This window comes from Streptomyces sp. NPDC096193 (assembly GCF_040302905.1).
Classification (GTDB): Bacteria; Actinomycetota; Actinomycetes; order Streptomycetales; family Streptomycetaceae; genus Streptomyces.
Map to the genome: position 1 here is coordinate 22,728 of NZ_JBEOSJ010000015.1, position 18,915 is coordinate 41,642.

16 protein-coding genes are annotated in these 18,915 nt (G+C 69.3%); 10 read left to right on the plus strand and 6 right to left on the minus strand.

Features of this window, described 5'->3' with window-relative positions:
- Positions 1-199: 199 nt before the first annotated feature.
- The 4 genes from ABTX78_RS21750 to ABTX78_RS21765 all read left to right on the plus strand — a co-directional run bounded on the left by ABTX78_RS21750 (position 200) and on the right by ABTX78_RS21765 (position 6,438).
- Positions 200-1,480 (plus strand): ricin-type beta-trefoil lectin domain protein, encoded by a 1,281-nt coding sequence (locus tag ABTX78_RS21750; RefSeq protein WP_352208435.1) that lies wholly within the window; start codon positions 200-202, stop codon positions 1,478-1,480.
- Positions 1,477-2,862 (plus strand): RICIN domain-containing protein, encoded by a 1,386-nt coding sequence (locus tag ABTX78_RS21755; RefSeq protein ID WP_352208436.1) that lies wholly within the window; start codon positions 1,477-1,479, stop codon positions 2,860-2,862. The genes ABTX78_RS21750 and ABTX78_RS21755 overlap by 4 nt, the downstream gene beginning before the upstream one ends.
- Before the next feature lie 142 nt (positions 2,863-3,004).
- The gene (locus ABTX78_RS21760; RefSeq protein WP_352208437.1) at positions 3,005-5,173 is read left to right on the plus strand and encodes a pectate lyase-like domain-containing protein; all 2,169 of its coding nucleotides are present in this window, start codon (positions 3,005-3,007) and stop codon (positions 5,171-5,173) included.
- Between the two features lie 35 nt (positions 5,174-5,208).
- Positions 5,209-6,438, plus strand: coding sequence for a ThuA domain-containing protein (locus ABTX78_RS21765; RefSeq protein ID WP_352208573.1), 1,230 nt, complete (start codon positions 5,209-5,211; stop codon positions 6,436-6,438).
- A gap of 54 nt (positions 6,439-6,492) precedes the next feature.
- Here the strand turns inward: ABTX78_RS21765 and ABTX78_RS21770 are convergent, their stop codons facing one another.
- Entirely contained in the window at positions 6,493-7,383 is an 891-nt protein-coding gene (locus ABTX78_RS21770) for a LysR family transcriptional regulator (protein ID WP_352208438.1), read from the minus strand.
- A 143-nt stretch (positions 7,384-7,526) separates the two neighbouring features.
- Between ABTX78_RS21770 and ABTX78_RS21775 the strand changes: the two genes are divergently transcribed.
- From ABTX78_RS21775 to ABTX78_RS21790, 4 genes are all read left to right on the plus strand, one after another.
- Positions 7,527-8,462, plus strand: a complete 936-nt coding sequence (locus ABTX78_RS21775; RefSeq protein ID WP_352208439.1) for a DMT family transporter — start codon at positions 7,527-7,529, stop codon at positions 8,460-8,462.
- A 239-nt stretch (positions 8,463-8,701) separates the two neighbouring features.
- On the plus strand, positions 8,702-8,986 hold the full coding sequence (locus ABTX78_RS21780; RefSeq protein ID WP_352208440.1) for a DUF485 domain-containing protein: 285 nt from the start codon (positions 8,702-8,704) through the stop codon (positions 8,984-8,986).
- Complete coding sequence (locus ABTX78_RS21785; protein WP_352208441.1) at positions 8,983-10,599, plus strand: sodium/solute symporter; 1,617 nt, start codon at positions 8,983-8,985, stop codon at positions 10,597-10,599. Before ABTX78_RS21780 ends, ABTX78_RS21785 begins: the two co-directional genes overlap by 4 nt.
- A gap of 178 nt (positions 10,600-10,777) precedes the next feature.
- Positions 10,778-11,290: an SRPBCC family protein gene (locus ABTX78_RS21790; RefSeq protein WP_352208442.1), complete on the plus strand. Its 513-nt coding sequence runs from the start codon at positions 10,778-10,780 to the stop codon at positions 11,288-11,290.
- A gap of 339 nt (positions 11,291-11,629) precedes the next feature.
- Here ABTX78_RS21790 and ABTX78_RS21795 read toward each other — a convergent pair whose 3' ends face one another.
- The 3 genes from ABTX78_RS21795 to tdh all read right to left on the minus strand — a co-directional run bounded on the left by ABTX78_RS21795 (position 11,630) and on the right by tdh (position 14,974).
- The gene (locus ABTX78_RS21795) at positions 11,630-12,544 is read right to left on the minus strand and encodes a LysR family transcriptional regulator (RefSeq protein WP_352208443.1); all 915 of its coding nucleotides are present in this window, start codon (positions 12,542-12,544) and stop codon (positions 11,630-11,632) included.
- A 22-nt stretch (positions 12,545-12,566) separates the two neighbouring features.
- A complete protein-coding gene (locus tag ABTX78_RS21800; protein ID WP_327677729.1) occupies positions 12,567-13,748 on the minus strand; it encodes a glycine C-acetyltransferase in 1,182 nt (393 codons plus the stop codon).
- A gap of 197 nt (positions 13,749-13,945) precedes the next feature.
- Positions 13,946-14,974 carry an L-threonine 3-dehydrogenase gene (gene tdh, locus ABTX78_RS21805; protein WP_352208444.1) on the minus strand — a complete coding sequence of 343 codons (1,029 nt, stop codon included), beginning with the start codon at positions 14,972-14,974 and terminating at the stop codon, positions 13,946-13,948.
- A gap of 313 nt (positions 14,975-15,287) precedes the next feature.
- Between tdh and ABTX78_RS21810 the strand changes: the two genes are divergently transcribed.
- A complete protein-coding gene (locus ABTX78_RS21810; RefSeq protein WP_352208445.1) occupies positions 15,288-16,286 on the plus strand; it encodes an ArsR/SmtB family transcription factor in 999 nt (332 codons plus the stop codon).
- A 243-nt stretch (positions 16,287-16,529) separates the two neighbouring features.
- Here ABTX78_RS21810 and ABTX78_RS21815 read toward each other — a convergent pair whose 3' ends face one another.
- Positions 16,530-17,405, minus strand: coding sequence for a glycosyltransferase family 2 protein (locus ABTX78_RS21815; RefSeq protein WP_352208574.1), 876 nt, complete (start codon positions 17,403-17,405; stop codon positions 16,530-16,532).
- 229 nt (positions 17,406-17,634) lie between these two features.
- On the opposite strand from ABTX78_RS21815, the gene ABTX78_RS21820 reads away from it, so the two are divergent.
- Entirely contained in the window at positions 17,635-17,952 is a 318-nt protein-coding gene (locus ABTX78_RS21820; RefSeq protein ID WP_340476984.1) for a hypothetical protein, read from the plus strand.
- A gap of 13 nt (positions 17,953-17,965) precedes the next feature.
- On the opposite strand, the gene ABTX78_RS21825 is transcribed toward ABTX78_RS21820, so the two are convergent.
- Positions 17,966-18,448 (minus strand): response regulator, encoded by a 483-nt coding sequence (locus ABTX78_RS21825; protein WP_352208446.1) that lies wholly within the window; start codon positions 18,446-18,448, stop codon positions 17,966-17,968.
- Positions 18,449-18,915: the final 467 nt, after the last annotated feature.

An 18,915-nucleotide genomic window follows, 5' to 3' on the forward strand; every position in this document is an offset into this window, starting at 1 on the left:
GAATGTGGTCCATACCAAGCCCTTGACAGGGCCTTTGTTCACTTCTTAAATCACGTAGTGAACTAAGCACCCCCCAGCTCCACTTGCTACCCCCCACCCCCGGTCGGCGCAGCAACCACTCGGTTCCACTTGCGCCCCTGTCTGTCATATGCATGCCATAGCAGACACTCCCCTCGTCGTGCTCCCGGAAGGGAGAGTCATGGACTCCCCGCGCTTATCCCGGCGACTGGTGCTGTCCGTCGCCTCGCTCCTCACCTTCGCGTCGCTGTCCACCGGACTCGCGCAGGGGGCGACCTCGCCCGCAGCGAAGCCGCCCGCCCCTCCCGCCGCCGCGGCCTCAGCGGCCGCCGTCACCTTCTCCGACGAGTTCAACGGACCCGCAGGCGCGGCCGTCGACGGCGGAAAGTGGCAGATCGAGACGGGCGACAACGTCAACAATCACGAGCGGCAGTACTACACCGCGGGCAACCGCAACGCCGCTCTCGACGGACAGGGCCATCTGGCCATCACCGCCCGCCGTGAGAACCCGGGCAACTACCAGTGCTGGTACGGGCGTTGTGAGTACACCTCGGCCCGGCTGAACACCGCCGGCAAGTTCACCACGACGTACGGCCGCGTCGAGGCGCGGATGAAGATCCCGCGCGGGCAGGGCATGTGGCCCGCCTTCTGGATGCTGGGCAACGACATCGGTCAGGTCGGCTGGCCGAACTCCGGCGAGATCGACGTCATGGAGAACGTGGGCTTCGAGCCGTCCACGGTCCACGGCACCCTGCACGGCCCGGGCTACTCCGGATCGGGCGGCATCGGCGCCGGGTACACGCTGCCCGGCGGTCAGGCGTTCGCCGACGCCTTCCACACCTTCGCCGTCGACTGGAGCCCGAACGCGATCACCTGGTCCGTCGATGGCAACGTCTACCAGCGGCGCACGCCCGCCGACCTCGGCGGACGGCAGTGGGTCTTCAACAAGCCCTTCTTCCTGATCCTCAATCTCGCGGTCGGCGGCTACTGGCCCGGGGACCCCAACGGCAGCACGGTCTTCCCCCAGCAGCTCCTCGTCGACTACGTCCGGGTCAGCACCGACAACAGCGCTCCGGGTGGCGGCGGTCCGATCACGGGCGTCGGCGGCAAATGCGTCGACGTGCCCAGCGCAAACAACGCCAACGGCACTCCCGTCCAGCTCTACGACTGCAACGGCAGCGACGCGCAGCGCTGGACCGTGGGCTCCGACGGCACCATCCGCGCACTCGGCAAGTGCCTGGACGTGGCGTCCGGAGGCACCGCCGACGGAACTCCCGTCCAAGTGTGGGACTGCAACGGCAGTGCGGCCCAGCAATGGGCCGTCCCCGCGGTCCAGGACATCGTCAACCCCCAGGCCAACAAGTGCCTCGACGCCGCCGGCGGCAGTTCGGCCAACGGCACCCGCCTGCAGATATGGACCTGTACCGGCACGGCGAACCAGAAGTGGGCGGTGACCCGATGACCACAGGACTTCTCCGCAGGCCCGCGATGCGCGGGGTGCTGGGCACGGCCGCGGCCGCGGCCCTGGTCACCGGACTGACCGGTAGTCCCGCGAGCGGCGCCCCCGCCGCGACGGGTCAGATCACCGGTATCGGCGGCAAGTGCGTGGACGTCGCCGGCGCGAGCAGTTCCAACGGCGTCGCCGTCCAGCTCTACGACTGCAATGGCACCGCCGCCCAGCAGTGGAACGTCGGCACGGACGGCACCATCCGCGCACTCGGCAAATGCCTCGACATCACCTCCGCGGGCACGGCCGACGGCACCCGGATCCAGCTGTGGGACTGCAACGGCAGCGCGGCCCAGCAGTGGTCGGTCGGCGCGGCCCGTGACATCGTCAACCCGCAGGCCAACAAGTGCCTGGACGCCACCGGCAACAGCTCGGCCAACGGCACCCGCCTGCAGATATGGACCTGCACGGGCGCCGCCAACCAGAAGTGGACCGCGCCCGGAGGCGGGGAGAACCCGGCGCCCACCGGGCCCATGGCCGTGGCGCCGTACCTCTACAACGGCTGGGGCAGCCCGCCGAGCCCGACCACCGTGATGAACGCGACCGGCGTCAAGTGGTTCACGCTGGCCTTCGTGCTCAGCAACGGCTACTGCAACCCGCAGTGGGACGGCGGCAGGCCGCTGACCGGCGGGGTGGACCAGCAGACGATCAACACCGTCCGCGGCGCCGGCGGAGACGTGATCCCGTCCTTCGGCGGATGGAGCGGCAACAAGCTGGAGAGCTCCTGCGGCAGCGCGGGTGAGCTGGCCGCGGCGTACCAGAAGGTCATCAACGCCTACGGCCTCAAGGCGATCGACATCGACATCGAGGCCGCGGCGTACGACAGTCCGACCGTCCAGCAGCGCACGGTCGACGCGCTGAAGACCGTCAAGGCCACCAACCCCGGCATCAAGGTGTTCGTCACCTTCGGCACCGGCCAGAACGGCCCCGACGACAGTCTGATCCGCAAGGCCGCCGCATCCGGCCTGACCGTGGACAGCTGGGCGATCATGCCCTTCAACTTCGGCGGCGCGGGCCAGAACATGGGCCAGCTCACCGTCCGGGCCGCCGAGGGCCTGAAGAACACGGTCAAGAGTGCCTACGGCTACTCCGACGACCAGGCGTACCGGCACACGGGCATCTCCTCGATGAACGGCATCACCGACAACAACGAGACGGTGACCGTCGCCGACTTCCGCACCATCCTCGGCTACGCCCAGCAACGGCATCTCGCACGGCTGACCTTCTGGTCGGTCAACCGTGACCGCCCCTGCACCGGCGGCGGGGCCGACACCTGCTCGGGCGTGTCCCAGCAGCCGTGGGACTTCACCCGCGTTTTCGCGCAGTACAACGGCTGACCTTCCCCTCCCCTGATCGACCCCCCACCCACGCCGTGCAGTCGGCACAGGAGAAACCGTGCTCCGATCCCTGCGAACGCCCCGAGCGGATCGCCGCAGTCCCGTCCCGGCCCGTGTCACGAGACCCTGGGTCGCGGCCTTCGTGGTCGCGGCTTCGGCCGCCTCGGTCCTCACCGCGGTCCAGCCCACCCAGGCCGCCACTCCCCGCGCCGCCGAGGCGGCCGCCGCACTGCCGGCCGGCTGGTCCACGGTGGTCAACGGCGGCAGCGGCAAGTGCCTGGACGCGCGCTCGGCCGCGACCGTGAACGGCACCGCCGTGCAGCAGTACGCCTGCAACAGCAGCACCGCGCAGCAGTGGAGTTTCACACCCACGAGCGACGGCTTCGTGCGGATCAACCACCGCAACGACGCCGGTCAGGTCGTGGACGTGAGCGACACTTCCTCCGCCGACAACGCGGCCGTGCACCTGTGGACGTACGGCGGCGGCAACAACCAGCAGTGGCAGGCCGTCGATGAGGGAGCCGGCGCCTACCACTTCGTCAACCGGCACAGCGGCAAGTGTCTGGACGTCCCGTCCGCCTCGACGGCCGACGGCGTTCAACTCGTGCAGTACACCTGCAACGGCACGGCCGCACAGCGCTTCCAGGTGGCACCTGTGAGCACCGCGCCCGGTGATGTCGATCTCGGTCCGAACGTGGTCGTCTTCGACCCGTCCATGCCGTCGTCGACGATTCAGAGCAGGCTGAACTCGATCTTCCAGCAGCAGGAGAAGAACCAGTTCGGACCGCAGCGCTACGCGGTGATGTTCAAGCCGGGTACGTACAGCAACGACGTCAACGTCGGCTTCTACACCCAGGTCCTCGGTCTCGGCCAGTCGCCCGACTCGGTGACCATCAACGGCGCGGTGCACGTCGAGGCCGACTGGTTCCCGCCGCAGAACGCCACCCACAACTTCTGGCGCGGCGCCGAGAACCTGTCGGTGAACCCGACGGGCGGCACCGACCGGTGGGCGGTGTCCCAGGCCTCCGCCTACCGGCGCATGCACGTCCGCGGCAATCTGGCGCTGGACGACGGCGGCTGGGCCAGCGGCGGATTCATGGCCGACAGCAAGGTCGACGGCCAGGTGCGGTCCGGCACCCAGCAACAGTGGCTGACCCGCAACTCCCAGCTCGGCAGCTGGAACGGGTCGAACTGGAACATGGTCTTCGTCGGCAGCCAGGGTGTGCCGGGCAACAGCTTCCCCAACCCGCCCTACACGACGGTGAACCAGACCCCGACGGTCCGGGAGAAGCCGTTCCTGTACGTGGACAGTGCGGGCGCCTACAAGGTGTTCGTCCCCTCCCTGCGGTCCAACTCCTCCGCCACCACCTGGGCCGGCGGAAGCGCCGGAGGCAGCTCGCTCGGCATGGACCAGTTCTTCGTCGTCAAGCCGGGAGCGACCGCCGCGCAGATCAACGCCGCACTGGCGGAGGGCAAGAACCTCCTGGTCACCCCCGGTGTCTACCACCTGAACCAGACGCTTCGGGTGACCCGTCCCGACACCGTCGTCCTCGGTCTGGGCCTGGCCACGTTCATCCCGGACAACGGCATCACGGCGATGACGGTCGCCGATGTCGACGGGGTGAAGGTCGCGGGTGTCCTCTTCGACGCCGGTACGACCAACTCGCAGACCCTGATGGAGGTCGGCCCGGCCGGCGCCGCGGCGAACCACTCCGCCAACCCCACCTCCCTGCACGACGTCTACTTCCGTGTCGGCGGAGCGGCCGTGGGCAAGGCGACGACGAGCCTCGTGGTCAACAGTGACCACGTCATCGGCGACCACATGTGGATCTGGCGCGGCGACCACGGCAGCGGCATCGGCTGGAACACCAACACCGCGGACACGGGACTCGTCGTCAACGGCGACAACGTGACCATGTACGGCCTGTTCGTGGAGCACTACCAGAAGCACCAGACCATCTGGAACGGCAACGGCGGCCGGACGTACTTCTACCAGAACGAGATGCCGTACGACCCGCCCAACCAGGCGGCCTGGATGAACGGTTCGACCCAAGGCTACGCGGCGTACAAGGTCGCCAACAGTGTCACCAGCCACCAGGCCTACGGACTCGGCAGCTACTGCTTCTTCAACGTCAACAACAGCGTGACCGCGGAGCGCGCCTTCGAGGTTCCCAACAACCCCAATGTGCGGTTCCAGAACATGGTGACCGTCTCGCTCGGCGGCACCGGAACCATCCGGCATGTCATCAACGACAGGGGCGGCCCGTCCAACTCGTCCACCAACGTGGCCAACCTGGTGAGCTACCCGTGAGGCGGCTCGGAGCGAGGCTGCTGATTCTGCTGGCGATGCTGGCCGGGGTCACGACCGTCCCGGCACACGCCGGCCCCCAGGCCCCCGCCTTCAAGGTGATCGCCTTCTACAACGGCACCTGGGACGCGGCACACATCAACTTCGTCAAGGAAGCCAACGAGTGGTTCCCGCGCACGGCCGCGCAGAACAACTTCAGCTACACGGCCACCACCAACTGGGAACTGTTGGCGAACGGCGGGGTCAATGAGTACCAGGTGGTGCTGTTCCTGGACGACGCACCCCAGTCGGCGGCCCAGCGGGCCGGCTTCGAACGCTACATGCGTGCGGGCGGCGGCTGGATGGGCTTCCATGTCTCGGCGTTCACCACGAACGCGGCCGCGTGGCCCTGGTACTACAACCAGTTCCTCGGGAGCGGGAACTTCCGGTCGAACACCTGGGGTCCGACGACCTCGGTGCTGCGGACGGAGGACCGGACCCATCCTTCGACCACAGGGCTGCCCGCGACGTTCACCTCGTCGGTGAGCGAGTGGTACAGCTGGTCGAACGATCTACGCAACAACCAGAACATCAAGGTCCTGGCATCGGTGGACCCGTCGAGCTTCCCGCTGGGGACGGACCCCAACCAGACCTGGTACAGCGGCTACTACCCAATCCTGTGGACCAACACCCAGTACAAGATGCTGTACGCGAACTTCGGGCACAACGCGATGGACTACGCCACCAACCAGCCGTTGTCGTCGACGTTCGCGAGCGCCACACAGAATCGCTTCCTGATCGACGGGCTGAAGTGGCTCGGCGGCGCGGGCGGCGATCCGGCACCGACCGATCCGATCTCCGAGACGGCGTGGTACTCGCTGACCAACAACGCGAACGGCGCCTGCGCCGACGCGCGGTCGGCCGCCACGGCCAACGGGACCGCGATCCAGCAGTACACCTGCAACGGGACCGCGGCTCAGCAGTTCCAGTTCCGTACGACGGACAGCGGCTACACGAGGATCGGGATACGGGGCAATCCCCAGCAGGTGATCGACGTGACGGGTGTGTCGGTGGCGGACAACGCGCCGGTGCAGCTGTGGTCCTACAGCGGCGGCGGCAATCAGCAGTGGCTGCCGGTGCGGGAGGCGCCCGGGCGCTACCACTTCACAGCCCGGCACAGTGGCAAATGCCTGAGCACGACGGGCGGTTCAGCGAACAGTGTGCAGTTGGTGCAGCGTGCCTGCGACAACTCGGCGGCGCAGAGTTTCCAGCTGACCGCGCAGCCTTGACGCTCCGACAGCTCGCCCAGTGGGCCCGGGTCCCCTTCGGAGGGGTGCCCGGGCCTACTGCTGCGCCGCCTGCCGCAAGGCGTCGAGCAGGGCACGAAGGGCGGGCTGGGACAGTGAGCTCTCCCGTACCGCCGCGTGGATCGCCCGTACTGGTTCGGGCCTGCGGACCTTGCGCACGACGACGCCGGGGTGGCGGTTGCCGAGACCGATGAGCGGCATGAGCCCCACGCCGAGGCCGGCGGCGACAAAGCCCTGGGCGGTGGCGTAGTCCTCGCTCTGCACCACGATGTCGGGCGTGAATCCGGCCGCTGCGCAGGCTCCGAGGACGACATCGAGGCAGGGCCCCGGCCATTCGCTGCCGATCCACCGTTCCCCTGCGAGGTCGGCCAGATCAATGACCCTCCGGGCCGCGAGCGGGTGCCCTTTGGGCAGGACGGCACGGTAGGGGTCGTCGAGGAGATGGACGAGCCGGACGTCCTCGCGCGGTTGGCCCGGCAACTGGACGACGACGGCGAGGTCCGCGCGACCGTGTTTCACCTCGGGCAGCGGGTCCTCCGGGTCGATCAGCTTGAGGTCGATCTGCACCCCCGGATGCGTACGGCGCAGGTCGGCGAGCGCCGGCGCGACGATCGTGCCCCCGGCGGTGGCGAAGTACCGCACGGCCAGCCGCCCCGTGCGACCCTCCCGCAGATCGGCGAGAGCGGTCTCCGCCTCGGCGATGTTCCTGCTGATGACGTCGGCGTGCTCGGTGAGCAGCCGTCCGGCGGCAGTCGGCCGGACTCCCCGGCCGACGCGTTCCAGCAGCGCGGCACCGGCCTGCTTCTCCAGGGCCGCGACCTGCTGGCTGACGGCGGACGGCGTGTAGCCGAGGTTCGCGGCCGCGGCAGTGACCGAGCCACTGGTGACGACCGCCCTGAGGACCTGCATCCTGCGCACATCGAGCATGTAGCAGAGCTTAACGCTGACCCCACAACTTTTCACTGGTGCTGCCAGGTCGGGTGCGGCACGGTGTTCGGGAGGGCCTCGACGGGAGGGCCTGACGAGGCCTGGAGGAGACGGACGTGGTCGGTGGCGGAAGAGGAACTCTCATGCGTATGGGCGTACTCGCCCTGCTGTGGGGATCGGGATTCCTCTGGATCAAGGTGGCGCTCGACCACGGCCTGTCCCCCGCGCAGATCACCTTCGCGCGCTGCGCGCTCGGCGCGCTGGTGCTGGTCGTGATGGCGGCCTGGGCCCGTAAGCGCCTGCCGCGCGACCGCACGACCTGGGGTCGTCTCGCGGTGGCGGCCTTCTTCTGCAACGCCTTGCCGTTCGCGCTCTTCAGCATCGGCCAGCAGACGGTCGACTCGGGGATGGCGGGCGTGCTCAACGCGACCACTCCCCTGTGGTCGCTGCTGATCGGACTTGCCATCGGTACAGAGCGGAAGATCCGCCCGGTCCGCCTCGCCGGACTTCTTCTGGGCTTCGCCGGCACCCTGTTGATCTTCGCGCCGTGGCAGCAGGGCGGGCTGACCAGCTGGGGCGCGCTCGCCATCCTTGCGGCGGCGGCCAGTTACGCGGTGGCGTTCACCTACATGGGACGCAAGCTCACCGGGAAGGGCTCGGCACCCATCGCGCTCTCGGCGGCCCAGCTCCTCGCCGCGACGGGTCTGAGCACCCTCGCGCTGCCCGTGGCGGGTACGTCGACCTCGGACATCACGCTCGTCGGGGTGCTGGCCGTCATCGCCCTCGGGGTGTTCGCCACCGGGTTCACGTTCGCGCTCAACTACCGGCTCATCGCGGACGAGGGCGCCACGAACGCTGCCACGGTCGGCTATCTACTGCCGGTGGTCTCCCTGACCCTCGGCGCGCTCGTCCTCGACGAGTCGCTCACTCCGCGCGTCGTTATCGGAATGTTGGTTGTCCTCATCGGCGTCGGCCTGACACGCAGACAGAAAGGGACAAATTCGCTGTCGCCGCTGGTCGACGCGCCGCCCGCGGGTACCACGCGAGAGCCGCGACTCCGGACAGACCGGGTCAACTGACCGACCGATCAGTCCAGATGTGAATGCCGCGACACTTCTACTGGCGGGTAACGTGTGCCGCTCCATCGGCAGGCGCCGGCCGTCACAGGCCGACCGCGAAGGCATTCGAGGACCAGAACGCGATGTCGTACCACCGCTCACAGCCCTCATATCCCGAGTTCCCGGACTTCCCCGAGCAGCCGGGACATCCTCACCCGACCCCACGGCCCCAGCAGTCCGCTGCCGACCATCGTCGTGACGTGCGCGCGCTGAGCACCGCCTACAAGAGGCTGCGCCGCGTCGCGACGCTCTCCGCCCTCGGGTACTTCGTCGTCTTCCTCGTGCTGTGCGCCTACGCCCCCGACCTCATGTCGAACAGGGTCACCGGCGGCCTCACCACCGGCCTCCTGCTGGGCCTGCTGCAACTCCCGGTGACCGCACTGGCCGTCGCCTGGTACGAGCGCACCGCACGCCGCCGGGTCGACCCCCTCACCGAAGCGGTACGCCGCAACGCCGCCTCGTCCCCGCAGGGAGCCCGACGATGACCGGATTCAGCACCGAAGCCCAGACCATGTCCTTGGTCGCGTTCATCGCCGTGATCACCGTGACCCTGCTCCTGTGCGTGATGACGGGGCCGGACCGGGAGGACCTGGACGAGTTCTACACCGGCTTCCGCTCCCTGTCGCCGATGCAGAGCGGACTCGCCATCGCCGGCGACTACATCTCCGCGGCGAGCGTCCTCGGCACCATCGGCGTCATCTCACTCGTCGGCCAGGACGGGCTCGTACTCGCACTCAGTACCGCGCTGTCCCTGGTCCTGCTGATGTTCCTGCTGGCCGAACCACTGCGCAATGCGGGCCGGTTCACCATGGGCGACGTCCTCACCCGCCGCGCGCCCAGCCCCGCCGTACGCATCACCGCCTGCATCGTGACGCTGGTGGCTCTCTTCCCGCTGCTGATCTTCCAACTCGCCGGCGCGGGCGATCTGCTGGCTTTCGTCCTCGGCATCGACGCCGCCGGCTTCAAGACCGGCTCGATCGTGCTCCTCGGCCTGCTGATGATCATCTATGCGGCCATCGGCGGCATGAAGGGCACGGCGTTCATCCAACTGGTGAAGACCGTGGTGCTGCTGGCCGCGGCCGTCGCCATCGCGGCCCTCGTGCTGAACCGCTTCGACTTCAGCGTGCCCTCGCTTCTGGACGCCGCGGCACGCGGCAGTGGGGCGGGCCAGGCGTATCTCTCCCCCGGTCTCCAGTTCGGCGGCGACGGGCTCGACCTCATCAGCTCGCAGCTGACCGTCGTCCTGGGCGCAGCGTGCCTCCCGCACATCACCATGCGCATGTTCAGCTCCCGCAGCGCGCCCGCCGTACGCCGCTCGATGAGCTGGGCCGTCTCGACCGTCGTCGTCATGGGTCTGCTCAGCGCCGTGATCGGCTTCGGGGCGGCGGCGATCGTCGGCCGCCAGCAGATCATGCTCGGCGACCCGCAGGGCAAGACGTCGATCCTCCTCGTCAGCCAGGCCGTCATGGGCGAGTCCGTGTCCGGCTTCGAGACGCTGCTCTTCACGTCCATGGCCACGGCCGTCTTCCTGACGCTGCTGGCCTCCGTCGCCGGCATCACGCTCGCCTGCGCCAACTCCCTGGCCCACGACCTGATCACGAACGGCCTGCGGCGCAGGCAACAGCTGCGCGCAGGTACCGAGATGATGCTCGCCCGTGCGACGGCGGCGCTGGTCGGCCTCGCGGCGATCGTCCTCGCGGCAGCTTCCCGGCACTGGAACCTCCAGGCGATGGTCACCCTGTCGTTCTGTCTGGGCGCCTCGGCGATCGCCCCGGCGCTCGTCTACAGCCTGTTCTGGCAGCGCTTCAACCGCGCGGGTCTGCTGGCGTCGATGATCGGTGGCGCGGTCAGTGTCCTGATCCTCATCACCGGCACCACACTGGTCTCGGGGTCCCCCCAAGCCATTTTCCCGGACCAGGACTTCACCTGGTTCCCGTACACCACCACGGGCCTCGTCTCGATACCCGTCGGATTCCTCGCGGGCTGGCTCGCCACCCGGCTGACGAACAGCCGTACGGGTGTGCGCCGGCAGGAGGACTTCGACGACGAGGCGGCGGAGGCGGCGATCCTGGTCGACACCTCGGCGGCGCGGTACTGATACGTCCGGGCAGCAGCCCCGCGGCGTGGTCGCGGGGCCGTCCGCCCGAGCACGATCCGCACATCCGGCCACGACAACCGAGTGCACAGAGAACTGCGTGCACAGCGAACGGAGCGACCTCTGCAGCGAGATGATCGCGCGCGGAGTCCCGGGCACCCACGAGAGCGGAGCCGTACCCATGAAACGCACCATGACGGTCTCGGACAGCATCGTCGTCGACGCCCCGCCGGCGACGATCTACGACCAGGTCAGCGATCCGACGCTGATGGGGCGTTGGAGCCCGGAGAACCGGGGCGCGACGGTGGCGGACGGCAGCCGCGTCGCCCATGTGGGCATGGTCTTCGACGGCCACAACAAGCGCGGCCCCATTCGATGGACGACGCGCTGCACGGTGACGGCCGCGGAGCCGGGCGAGCGCTTCGCATTCCGGGTACACGCCATCGGCTGGCGCAAGCCCGTGCTGAAGGCGCCGATCGCCTCCTGGGAGTACCGCTTCGAGGCCGTCGACGGCGGCACGCGGGTGACCGAGACCTGGACCGACGACCGTCGCTCGTGGCCCGACGCGATGGCCGGTGCCTTCGACAGGGTGGCGACACGGGGCCGGACGTTCGCCGACTTCCAGCGCAGGAACATCGCGATCACGCTGGGCAACCTCAAGAAGGTGATGGAGTCGGCCCCGGCCGGCTCCTGAGAGTTCCCAAGCACACATGACTGTGCCCGTGTCGCGGCAGCGGCGGACGACGAGGAGTGCGAGTCGTACGAGAGCGCATACCAACGGGGCCTTACCGCCGACCCGGCCGTGGCGCTGAGCAACTCCGATGGCGGCGCGCTTCGGCTGACCGCGGGATCCCGGTTCGTGAGCGGCGCCGGGGCCGGTGCTTTCGCGGCGCGGGTCCGAACCGTGTCGGGGCGGCCGAGGCCCGGTGCTTTCGCGGCGCGGGTCCGAGCGCCGTCGGGGCGGCCGAGGCCTGGTGCTTCCTGGCACGGGTCCAGGCGATGTGCGGGTGCCGGTCTGCGGTCCGTACCGTCGTCAGTCGGTGGAGAGGCCGTCCGCGGCCGCGGCGAGCGCATCGAGCACCGGGCTGATCAGCGGGTGCTGCTCGGCTCCCCGTCGTACGGCGGCGAACACCCTGCGGGTCGCGGCAGGACCGGAGACGGGCAGGACGACGGCGTCGGTCAGTTCCATGCCGCGCAGCGCGGAGCGGGGCACCAGCGCCACTCCCGCGCCCGCTCCGGCGAGAGCCACGACGGCGCGGAAGTCGTCGGACCAGTGCACGAGACGGGGCTGGAAGCCGGCCAGTTCACACGCGAGCAGCACCATGTCGTGGCAGGGGTTGCCGGGGTAGGGGCCGATCCAGTCGCTGTCGGCGAGCTCGGCCAGTTCCACCCGGGTCGCCGTACCGAGGGGATGGTCGGCGCGCAGCACGGCGTCGAACGGCTCCGCGTACAGCGGCACCCGTGCCAGCCTGCGGTCGCCCTCACCCGGAGCTCCGCGGTACTCGACGGCGACGGCCAGATCGGCCTCGCCGTCCAGAACGAGCGGCAGGCTTTCGTCACCCTCGGCGTCCCGGACGCGGACCCGGATTCCCGGGTGATCCGCGGCGAGACGGCGTATGGCGGGGGCGACGACCTCGGCGATGCCGGTGGCGAAAGCGGCGACCGTGACCTCACCGGCGGCGCCGCCCGCGTACGCGGCGAGCTCCGCCTCGGCCCGCTCCAGCTGGGCGAGCACGGCATGGGTGTGCGCGAGCAGGATCTCCCCGGCGGCCGTGAGCCGTACCCCCTTGCCGCTGCGGATCAGCAGGGCGTGGCCGGTCTCCTGCTCCAGCGCGATGAGCTGCTGGGAGACGGCCGAGGGGGTCAGATACAGCGCGGCGGCCGCGGCGGTCACCGTTCGGTGGTCCGCCACGGCTCGCAGGATGCGCAGCCGCCGAGGGTCGATCACCCGGCCATTTTGCCAGGTGGGGTCAGCCCTTCAGCGCCTGGCGTGCGTCGATGAACGCCGCGACGGCCCGCTCGACGTCTTCGGTGGAGTGCGCGGCGGACAACTGGACGCGGATACGGGCGGCGCCCATCGGCACGACGGGGTACGAGAAACCGATGACATAGACACCGCGCTCCAGCAGCAGCTCTGCCATCCGGCCGGCCTCGGCGGCGTCGCCGATCATGACGGGCGCGATGGGGTGGTCGCCGGGCAGGATCTCGAAGCCGGCCTCGGTCATCTTCGACCGGAAGAGCGCGGTGTTGGCGGTGAGCTTCTCGCGCAGGTCGCCCGCGGACTCCAGCAGGTCCAGCACCGTGAGCGAGGCGGCGGCGATGACGGGCGCGAGGGAGTTGGAGAAGAGGTACGGGCGGGAGCGCTGGCGCAGCAGGGCGACGATCTCGGCGCGGGCCGCGACGTAGCCGCCGGAGGCTCCGCCGAGCGCCTTGCCGAGGGTGCCGGTGATGATGTCGACGCGGTCCATCACACCGGCCAGCTCCGGGGTGCCCCGGCCGCCGGGACCGACGAAGCCGACGGCGTGCGAATCGTCGACCATGACCATGGCGTCGTAGCGGTCGGCGAGGTCGCAGATCTCGCGCAGCGGGGCCACGTAGCCGTCCATGGAGAACACGCCGTCGGTGACGATGAGCCGGCGACGGGCGTCCTGGGTCTCCTTGAGCTGCTGCTCCAGCTCGGTCATGTCGCGGTTGGCGTAACGGTGACGGCGGGCCTTGGAGAGGCGGATGCCGTCGATGATGGACGCGTGGTTCAGGGCGTCCGAGATGACGGCGTCCTCCGGGCCGAGCAGTGTCTCGAACACGCCGCCGTTGGCGTCGAAGCAGGAGGAGTAGAGGATCGTGTCCTCCTGGCCGAGGAACGCGGACAGGCGGGCCTCGAGCTCCTTGTGCACGTCCTGGGTGCCGCAGATGAAGCGCACCGAGGCCATGCCGTAGCCCCAGCGGTCCAGCGCTTCCTTGGCGGAGGCGACGACCTGGGGATGGTCGGCGAGGCCGAGGTAGTTGTTGGCGCAGAAGTTGAGCACCTCACCCGAGGGGACGGAGACGGACGCGCTCTGCGGGGTGCTGATGACCCGCTCGGGCTTGAAGAGGCCCGCGTCGCGGATCTCGTCGAGGGTGACGCGGAGGTCATCGCGGACGGACTCGAACATGAGGTGGGCTCCCTTGGGCGGTGGCTGCGGGCTGTTGGGCGGGGCGGGGGGCGGTGCCCCGGGGCGCAGAGGGGTGGTAAGCGGGTCGGCGGTGTCGTCAGCGGGCCGACGCGGCGGCGGACGGCGGGCCGGCCGGCTGCTGGCCGGCGGTCAGCGACTCCGGGGCCAGCGGTCCAGCGGGTCAGCGGGTCAGCGGGTCAGCGGGTCCAGTCGAGGATGATCTTGCCGCTGCGGCCCTGCGCCGCCTCGTCGAAGGCCGCGTCGAAGTCCTGGTACCCGTAGCTGCCGGTGATCACAGGGCTGAGGTCGAGGCCGCCTTCGAGCAGGACCGTCATCGCGTACCAGGTCTCGAACATCTCCCGGCCGTAGATGCCCTTGATCGTGATCATCGACGTGACGATCTTCGACCAGTCGACGGCGAACCCCTGTGTCGGCAGCCCGAGCATCGCGATACGGCCGCCGTGCGTCATGTTGTCGACCATGTCCCGCATGGCCTCGGGACGGCCGGACATCTCGAGACCGATGTCGAAGCCCTCCTTCAGACCGAGTCGGCGCTGGGCCTCCGCGATGTCGTGCTCGGCAACGTTGAGTGCGAGCGTGGCACCGACCTTGCGGGCGAGGGCGAGGCGCGGCTCGCTGACGTCGGTGATCACGACATTGCGTGCGCCGGCGTGACGGGCGACCGCCGCGGCCATGATGCCGATGGGACCCGCGCCGGTGATCAGTACGTCCTCACCCACGAGCGGGAAGGACAGCGCGGTGTGGACGGCGTTGCCGAAGGGATCGAAGATCGCCGCGATGTCCAGATCCACCTCCGTGCGGTGCACCCACACGTTGGAGGCGGGCAGGGTGACGTACTCGGCGAACGCGCCGTCCCGGCCGACCCCGAGGCCGATCGTGCTGCGGCACAGGTGACGGCGGCCTGCGAGACAGTTGCGGCACTTGCCGCAGACGAGGTGCCCCTCGCCGCTCACGATGTCACCGACCGCGATGTCCGCGACTTCGGTACCGACCGCCGCGACCTCGCCGACGAACTCGTGGCCGAGAACGCGCGGCGTGTCGACCGCCTGCTGGGCCCAGCCGTCCCAGGACCGGATGTGCAGATCGGTGCCGCAGATGCCCGTCCGGAGCACCTTGATCAGCACATCGCCGGATCCCGTCTCCGGCTCCGGCACGTCCATGAGCCACAGGCCGGGCTCGGCATGCTGCTTGACAAGGGCCTTCATCGGGGCGGCTCCAGTGCATGGTGTCGAAAAGACCGAGGACAGCTGCGACGACTGCGACAGTTGCGGCAACCAGGACAAACAATGACAGCGTACGTCCATGGACCTGCACCAATCTGCCCAGCTCGGCCCGCGGAGTCCATCGAGGATTTCTTCAGCAGGGCAACAGGAGAGCTTCATGCGGCGTGTGTGAACAGGCGTCCAGGATGGCCTGAAGTGGTTGAACCGGCATGAAGTTGTCCCGCGTCCCCACCCATGAAAGAACGGCCCGTCACACGGCTCGGCACGGCACGTTGTACGGCAGGGGGACCGCACAGTGCACGGCTTCACCGAACTCCGGCTCGGCCCACTCGACCAGGTCCGGGTCTCCGTCGCTCCTCATCCGGGAGCCACACTTCTGTCGCTCGTCGCGGACGCGCTTGGGGGACGCAACCAGGGCGTTCCGGCGCACTGGCAGCGCATCGTCCGATCCGCCGCTCCCCGGGCCGCGCCGGGAGTGGTGCGCCCGCTCTTCGCGCCCGACTACTCGATCATTCCGGACTGCCTGACCCCGACGGCGTGTATGCCGGACGGCGACGCGACCACGCAGTTCGAGCAGCTGGCGGATCTGTCGCCGGACACGCTGCTGGCCGAAATGGAGACGGAGTTCGCCCAGAGTGTGCCGCGGCAGTGGCAGCCGGTCGTGGACCGCCCGCGCGACTGGCTTCAGGCGTACGCCGGGCTTCTGGCCGAGGTGTGGCAGGAGTTCCTGCCGGTGTGGAAGCAGGCCGACCGGCTGTTCCACCGCGAGGCGGAACGTATCGGCAGCGCGACGGTACGGGGATGCCTGGACAGCGTGCTTCCGGGGATCAGCCCGCGGTTCAAGCTGCGGGGCACCAGCCTCTATCTGCCGGATCAGCAGGCCGGGACCTTCGACCTCGGCGACCGCCGGCTTGTCCTCGTCCCGATTGTCTCGGGAATGGGTGCCTCGATGTTCGCCTTCGACCGGCCCGACCTGGTGTGGATCGGCTATCCGTTGCCCGGGATCGGGCAGTTGTGGGACGGCGGCACGGCGACCGGACAACCGGCCGAAATCAGCCGTGACCCCCTGACGCTGATCGCGGGCCGGCTGCGTGCCGCGATCCTGCGGGCGTCGGCGACCCCGATGACGATGGGCGAGCTGGCGTCACATCTGCGCTGCAGCCCGGCCAACATCACCTACCACTGCACCCAGCTCCAGGACGCCGGCCTCCTCGAACGCGAACGGCGCGGCCGCCATGTCGTGCTCACGCGCACGGAGCGAGGGCACGCGGTCGTGGACCTTCTGTCGGAGTGAGATGACAGCGGGTGGAGGGGGGCAGGCGTGACATCGGGACGGTAGAACGGGACCGGGGGCGGTGGGTCGGGCGGGCGTGGGCCGCTGGGCGGGTGACGGAGGGCCGTTGGGGGGCGTGGGCCGCTGGGCGAGTGACGGAGGGCCGTTGGGGGGCGTGGGCCGCTGGGCGAGTGACGGAGGGGCGTGGCGGGCCAGGGGCGAGAGATCCGAGCCGGAGCCGGGCCCGGTCGGCATCCTCCAGCGCTAGACGACCGGCGGGCGGCCGAGGCGTGTCATGCGCCAGACCGTCCGCCACCGCATGGGGCGGCGGACCCCGCACGGTCTGCGAACCCCTTCGGCGAAACCGCCGCACCAGGCCCGCAGGCCGGGCAGAGAACGAGTACGGGCCACCGTCAGCGCGATCCACGTCGCCAGATAGACCGGCACGAGCAGCGCGGGCAGATGACGCCGGGCCATCCACACCCGGTTGCGGGCGGTCAGCCGGTAGAAGTTCGCATGCCGGGCAGGCGAGGTGCGGGGGTGCTGAAGGACCAGGGCGGGCTCGTAGAGGATCTTCCAGTCCGCGTCGAGCGCCCGCCAGGCCAGATCCGTCTCCTCGTGGGTGAAGAAGAAGTCGTCGGGCCAGTCCCCGATCTCGTCGAGCATCCGCATCGAGATCCCATGGCCACCACCGAGGAACGTGGTCACGAGCCCCCGCTGCATCGGGTCTCCCGCCCGCAGCCGGGGAATGTGCCGCCGCTGGGTGGCGCCGGTCTCGTCGGCGATGCGGAAGCTGACGATGCCGAGCCGCGGATCGGCGGCGTACAGGTCGGCGATCCTGGCGAACACGTCGGCGTCGATCAGCAGGCCGTCGTCGTCGAGGTCGACCAGGATGTCCACATCCTCTGTCGCACGGAGCCTGGCGAGCGCGACATTACGCCCGCCGGCCACGCCGAGGTTCTCCTCCAGCTCCACCCCGATCACGCCCTCGGGCAGCTCCGGCAGAACCGACCCGTTCCCGACCACCACCACGTGCGCTGCCGGCTCCTGCTGCTTGACCACGGAGTCCAGCAGGGCCCGCAGCTCGGCGGGCCGGGTCCCCATGGTCAGTACGGCCACACCTACGCGCGGTCGGGACACGTCCACATCACTCCAGTCCTCAACAGCTGAGCCGGCGGCGGCAGCGGCAGCGGCAGCGGCAGCGGCAGCGGCAGCGGCAGCGGCAGAAGAGGGTGATGCTAGCGGTCCGCCCGGACAAGCGGTTCCGGGCATATAAACGCCAACGGCTCGAGGGGCAATTCGGGCACCCGCCACATGGATCATCGCCGCAACAGTCGCGCTTGCGGATCCGGAGTGCGAGCCTGGGAGGATGAGCTGGGCATCATGGACGACCGCCGGCGTGTTTTCCGGCCGTGGAGGAGTGCTCACCGACGAGGTGGGCGTGCTGAGCGGTGACCTCACCGTGCACACCACCTGGGCGGGCGGAGAGGCCCGCGTCGCGGTGCAGTACAGCGGGGCCTCCGACTGGTTCACGATGACAGGGAGTCCCGCGCCCTGTCAGTCCGAGGACGACAGCCGCAGCCTGCATCAGGCCGCGGTACAGGCGGTGCAGGAGGGCGGACCGGCCACCGTCCCTTCCTTGCCGCAGAGACCTCGTAACGTGCGAGGGACGCAGAACGCCTCCTGAGGCGCGAAGATCATCATCGACGCACGTGCGGCGCCCCTCCACCGGGCTGGCGGGGCACGTGCGCGCCGATCAGATTCGCCGCTGATCCCTCGGCACCATGGCGTGGCAGCGCGCCGAGCTGAGCTCGAAGACTCTGGTTCTCGACGTACAGGTCGGCGAGCGCCCTGACCTTCGTCCGGACGACCCAGGGGTCGACGGGCTTGAACATGAAGTCGGAGACGCCCAGTTCGTAGGCACGGGCGGCAAGATCGTCGTCCCGGCCGAGACCGGTCATCAGCACCACGGGCAGATTGCGTGTGTGGTCCAGCCGCTTGAGGTAGGCAAGAACTTCGAGACCGTCCATGCGAGGCATCACCACGTCGAGGACGACCACCGCGATGCCGCCACGCATCACGGTCTTCAGGGCTTCGTCCCCGCTGTGCGCACGGACCACCGGACGCCCCACGGGGCGTAACAGACTCTCGATCGCGAAGAGGTTGTCCTCACGATCGTCCACCACAAGGATCTTCAAGGCACAACCCGTGTCCCCATTGGTGCCCCCGTCAGCGGGGGGCCACGTCGACGTACGCCGCCATGCTGCGGCGAGAAGGCCCCGCCCTCCTCCTCTTGCTCCACCGGGGCTTTGTGCGTAGAGGAATTATGAAGCCTGTGAGGGTCTGGCGCACAGCCCTGGATGCGCCGCTCTGGCCGAACTGCCCCTGGCACGTACCGTCTTCACCACCTGTCGTAACAGCGGTCACTACCGCACCAGTCACCCCGGCCGTCTTCGGTCGCAACTGCCGTCCCCGCCGTCCTTGGTCGCAACTGCCTCCCCCAACCGCAACCTCAGCCTCATCTCAGTCTCAGCTCAAGCGATGGCCCACGAAGCGCCCCCACCGCTTCCCGTTCGGATCTCGCCGGGCTTTTGTGCGCCTGAGGCGCAGCACACGCGGCACCCACTGACGGTAGGGCGAGTCCGCACCC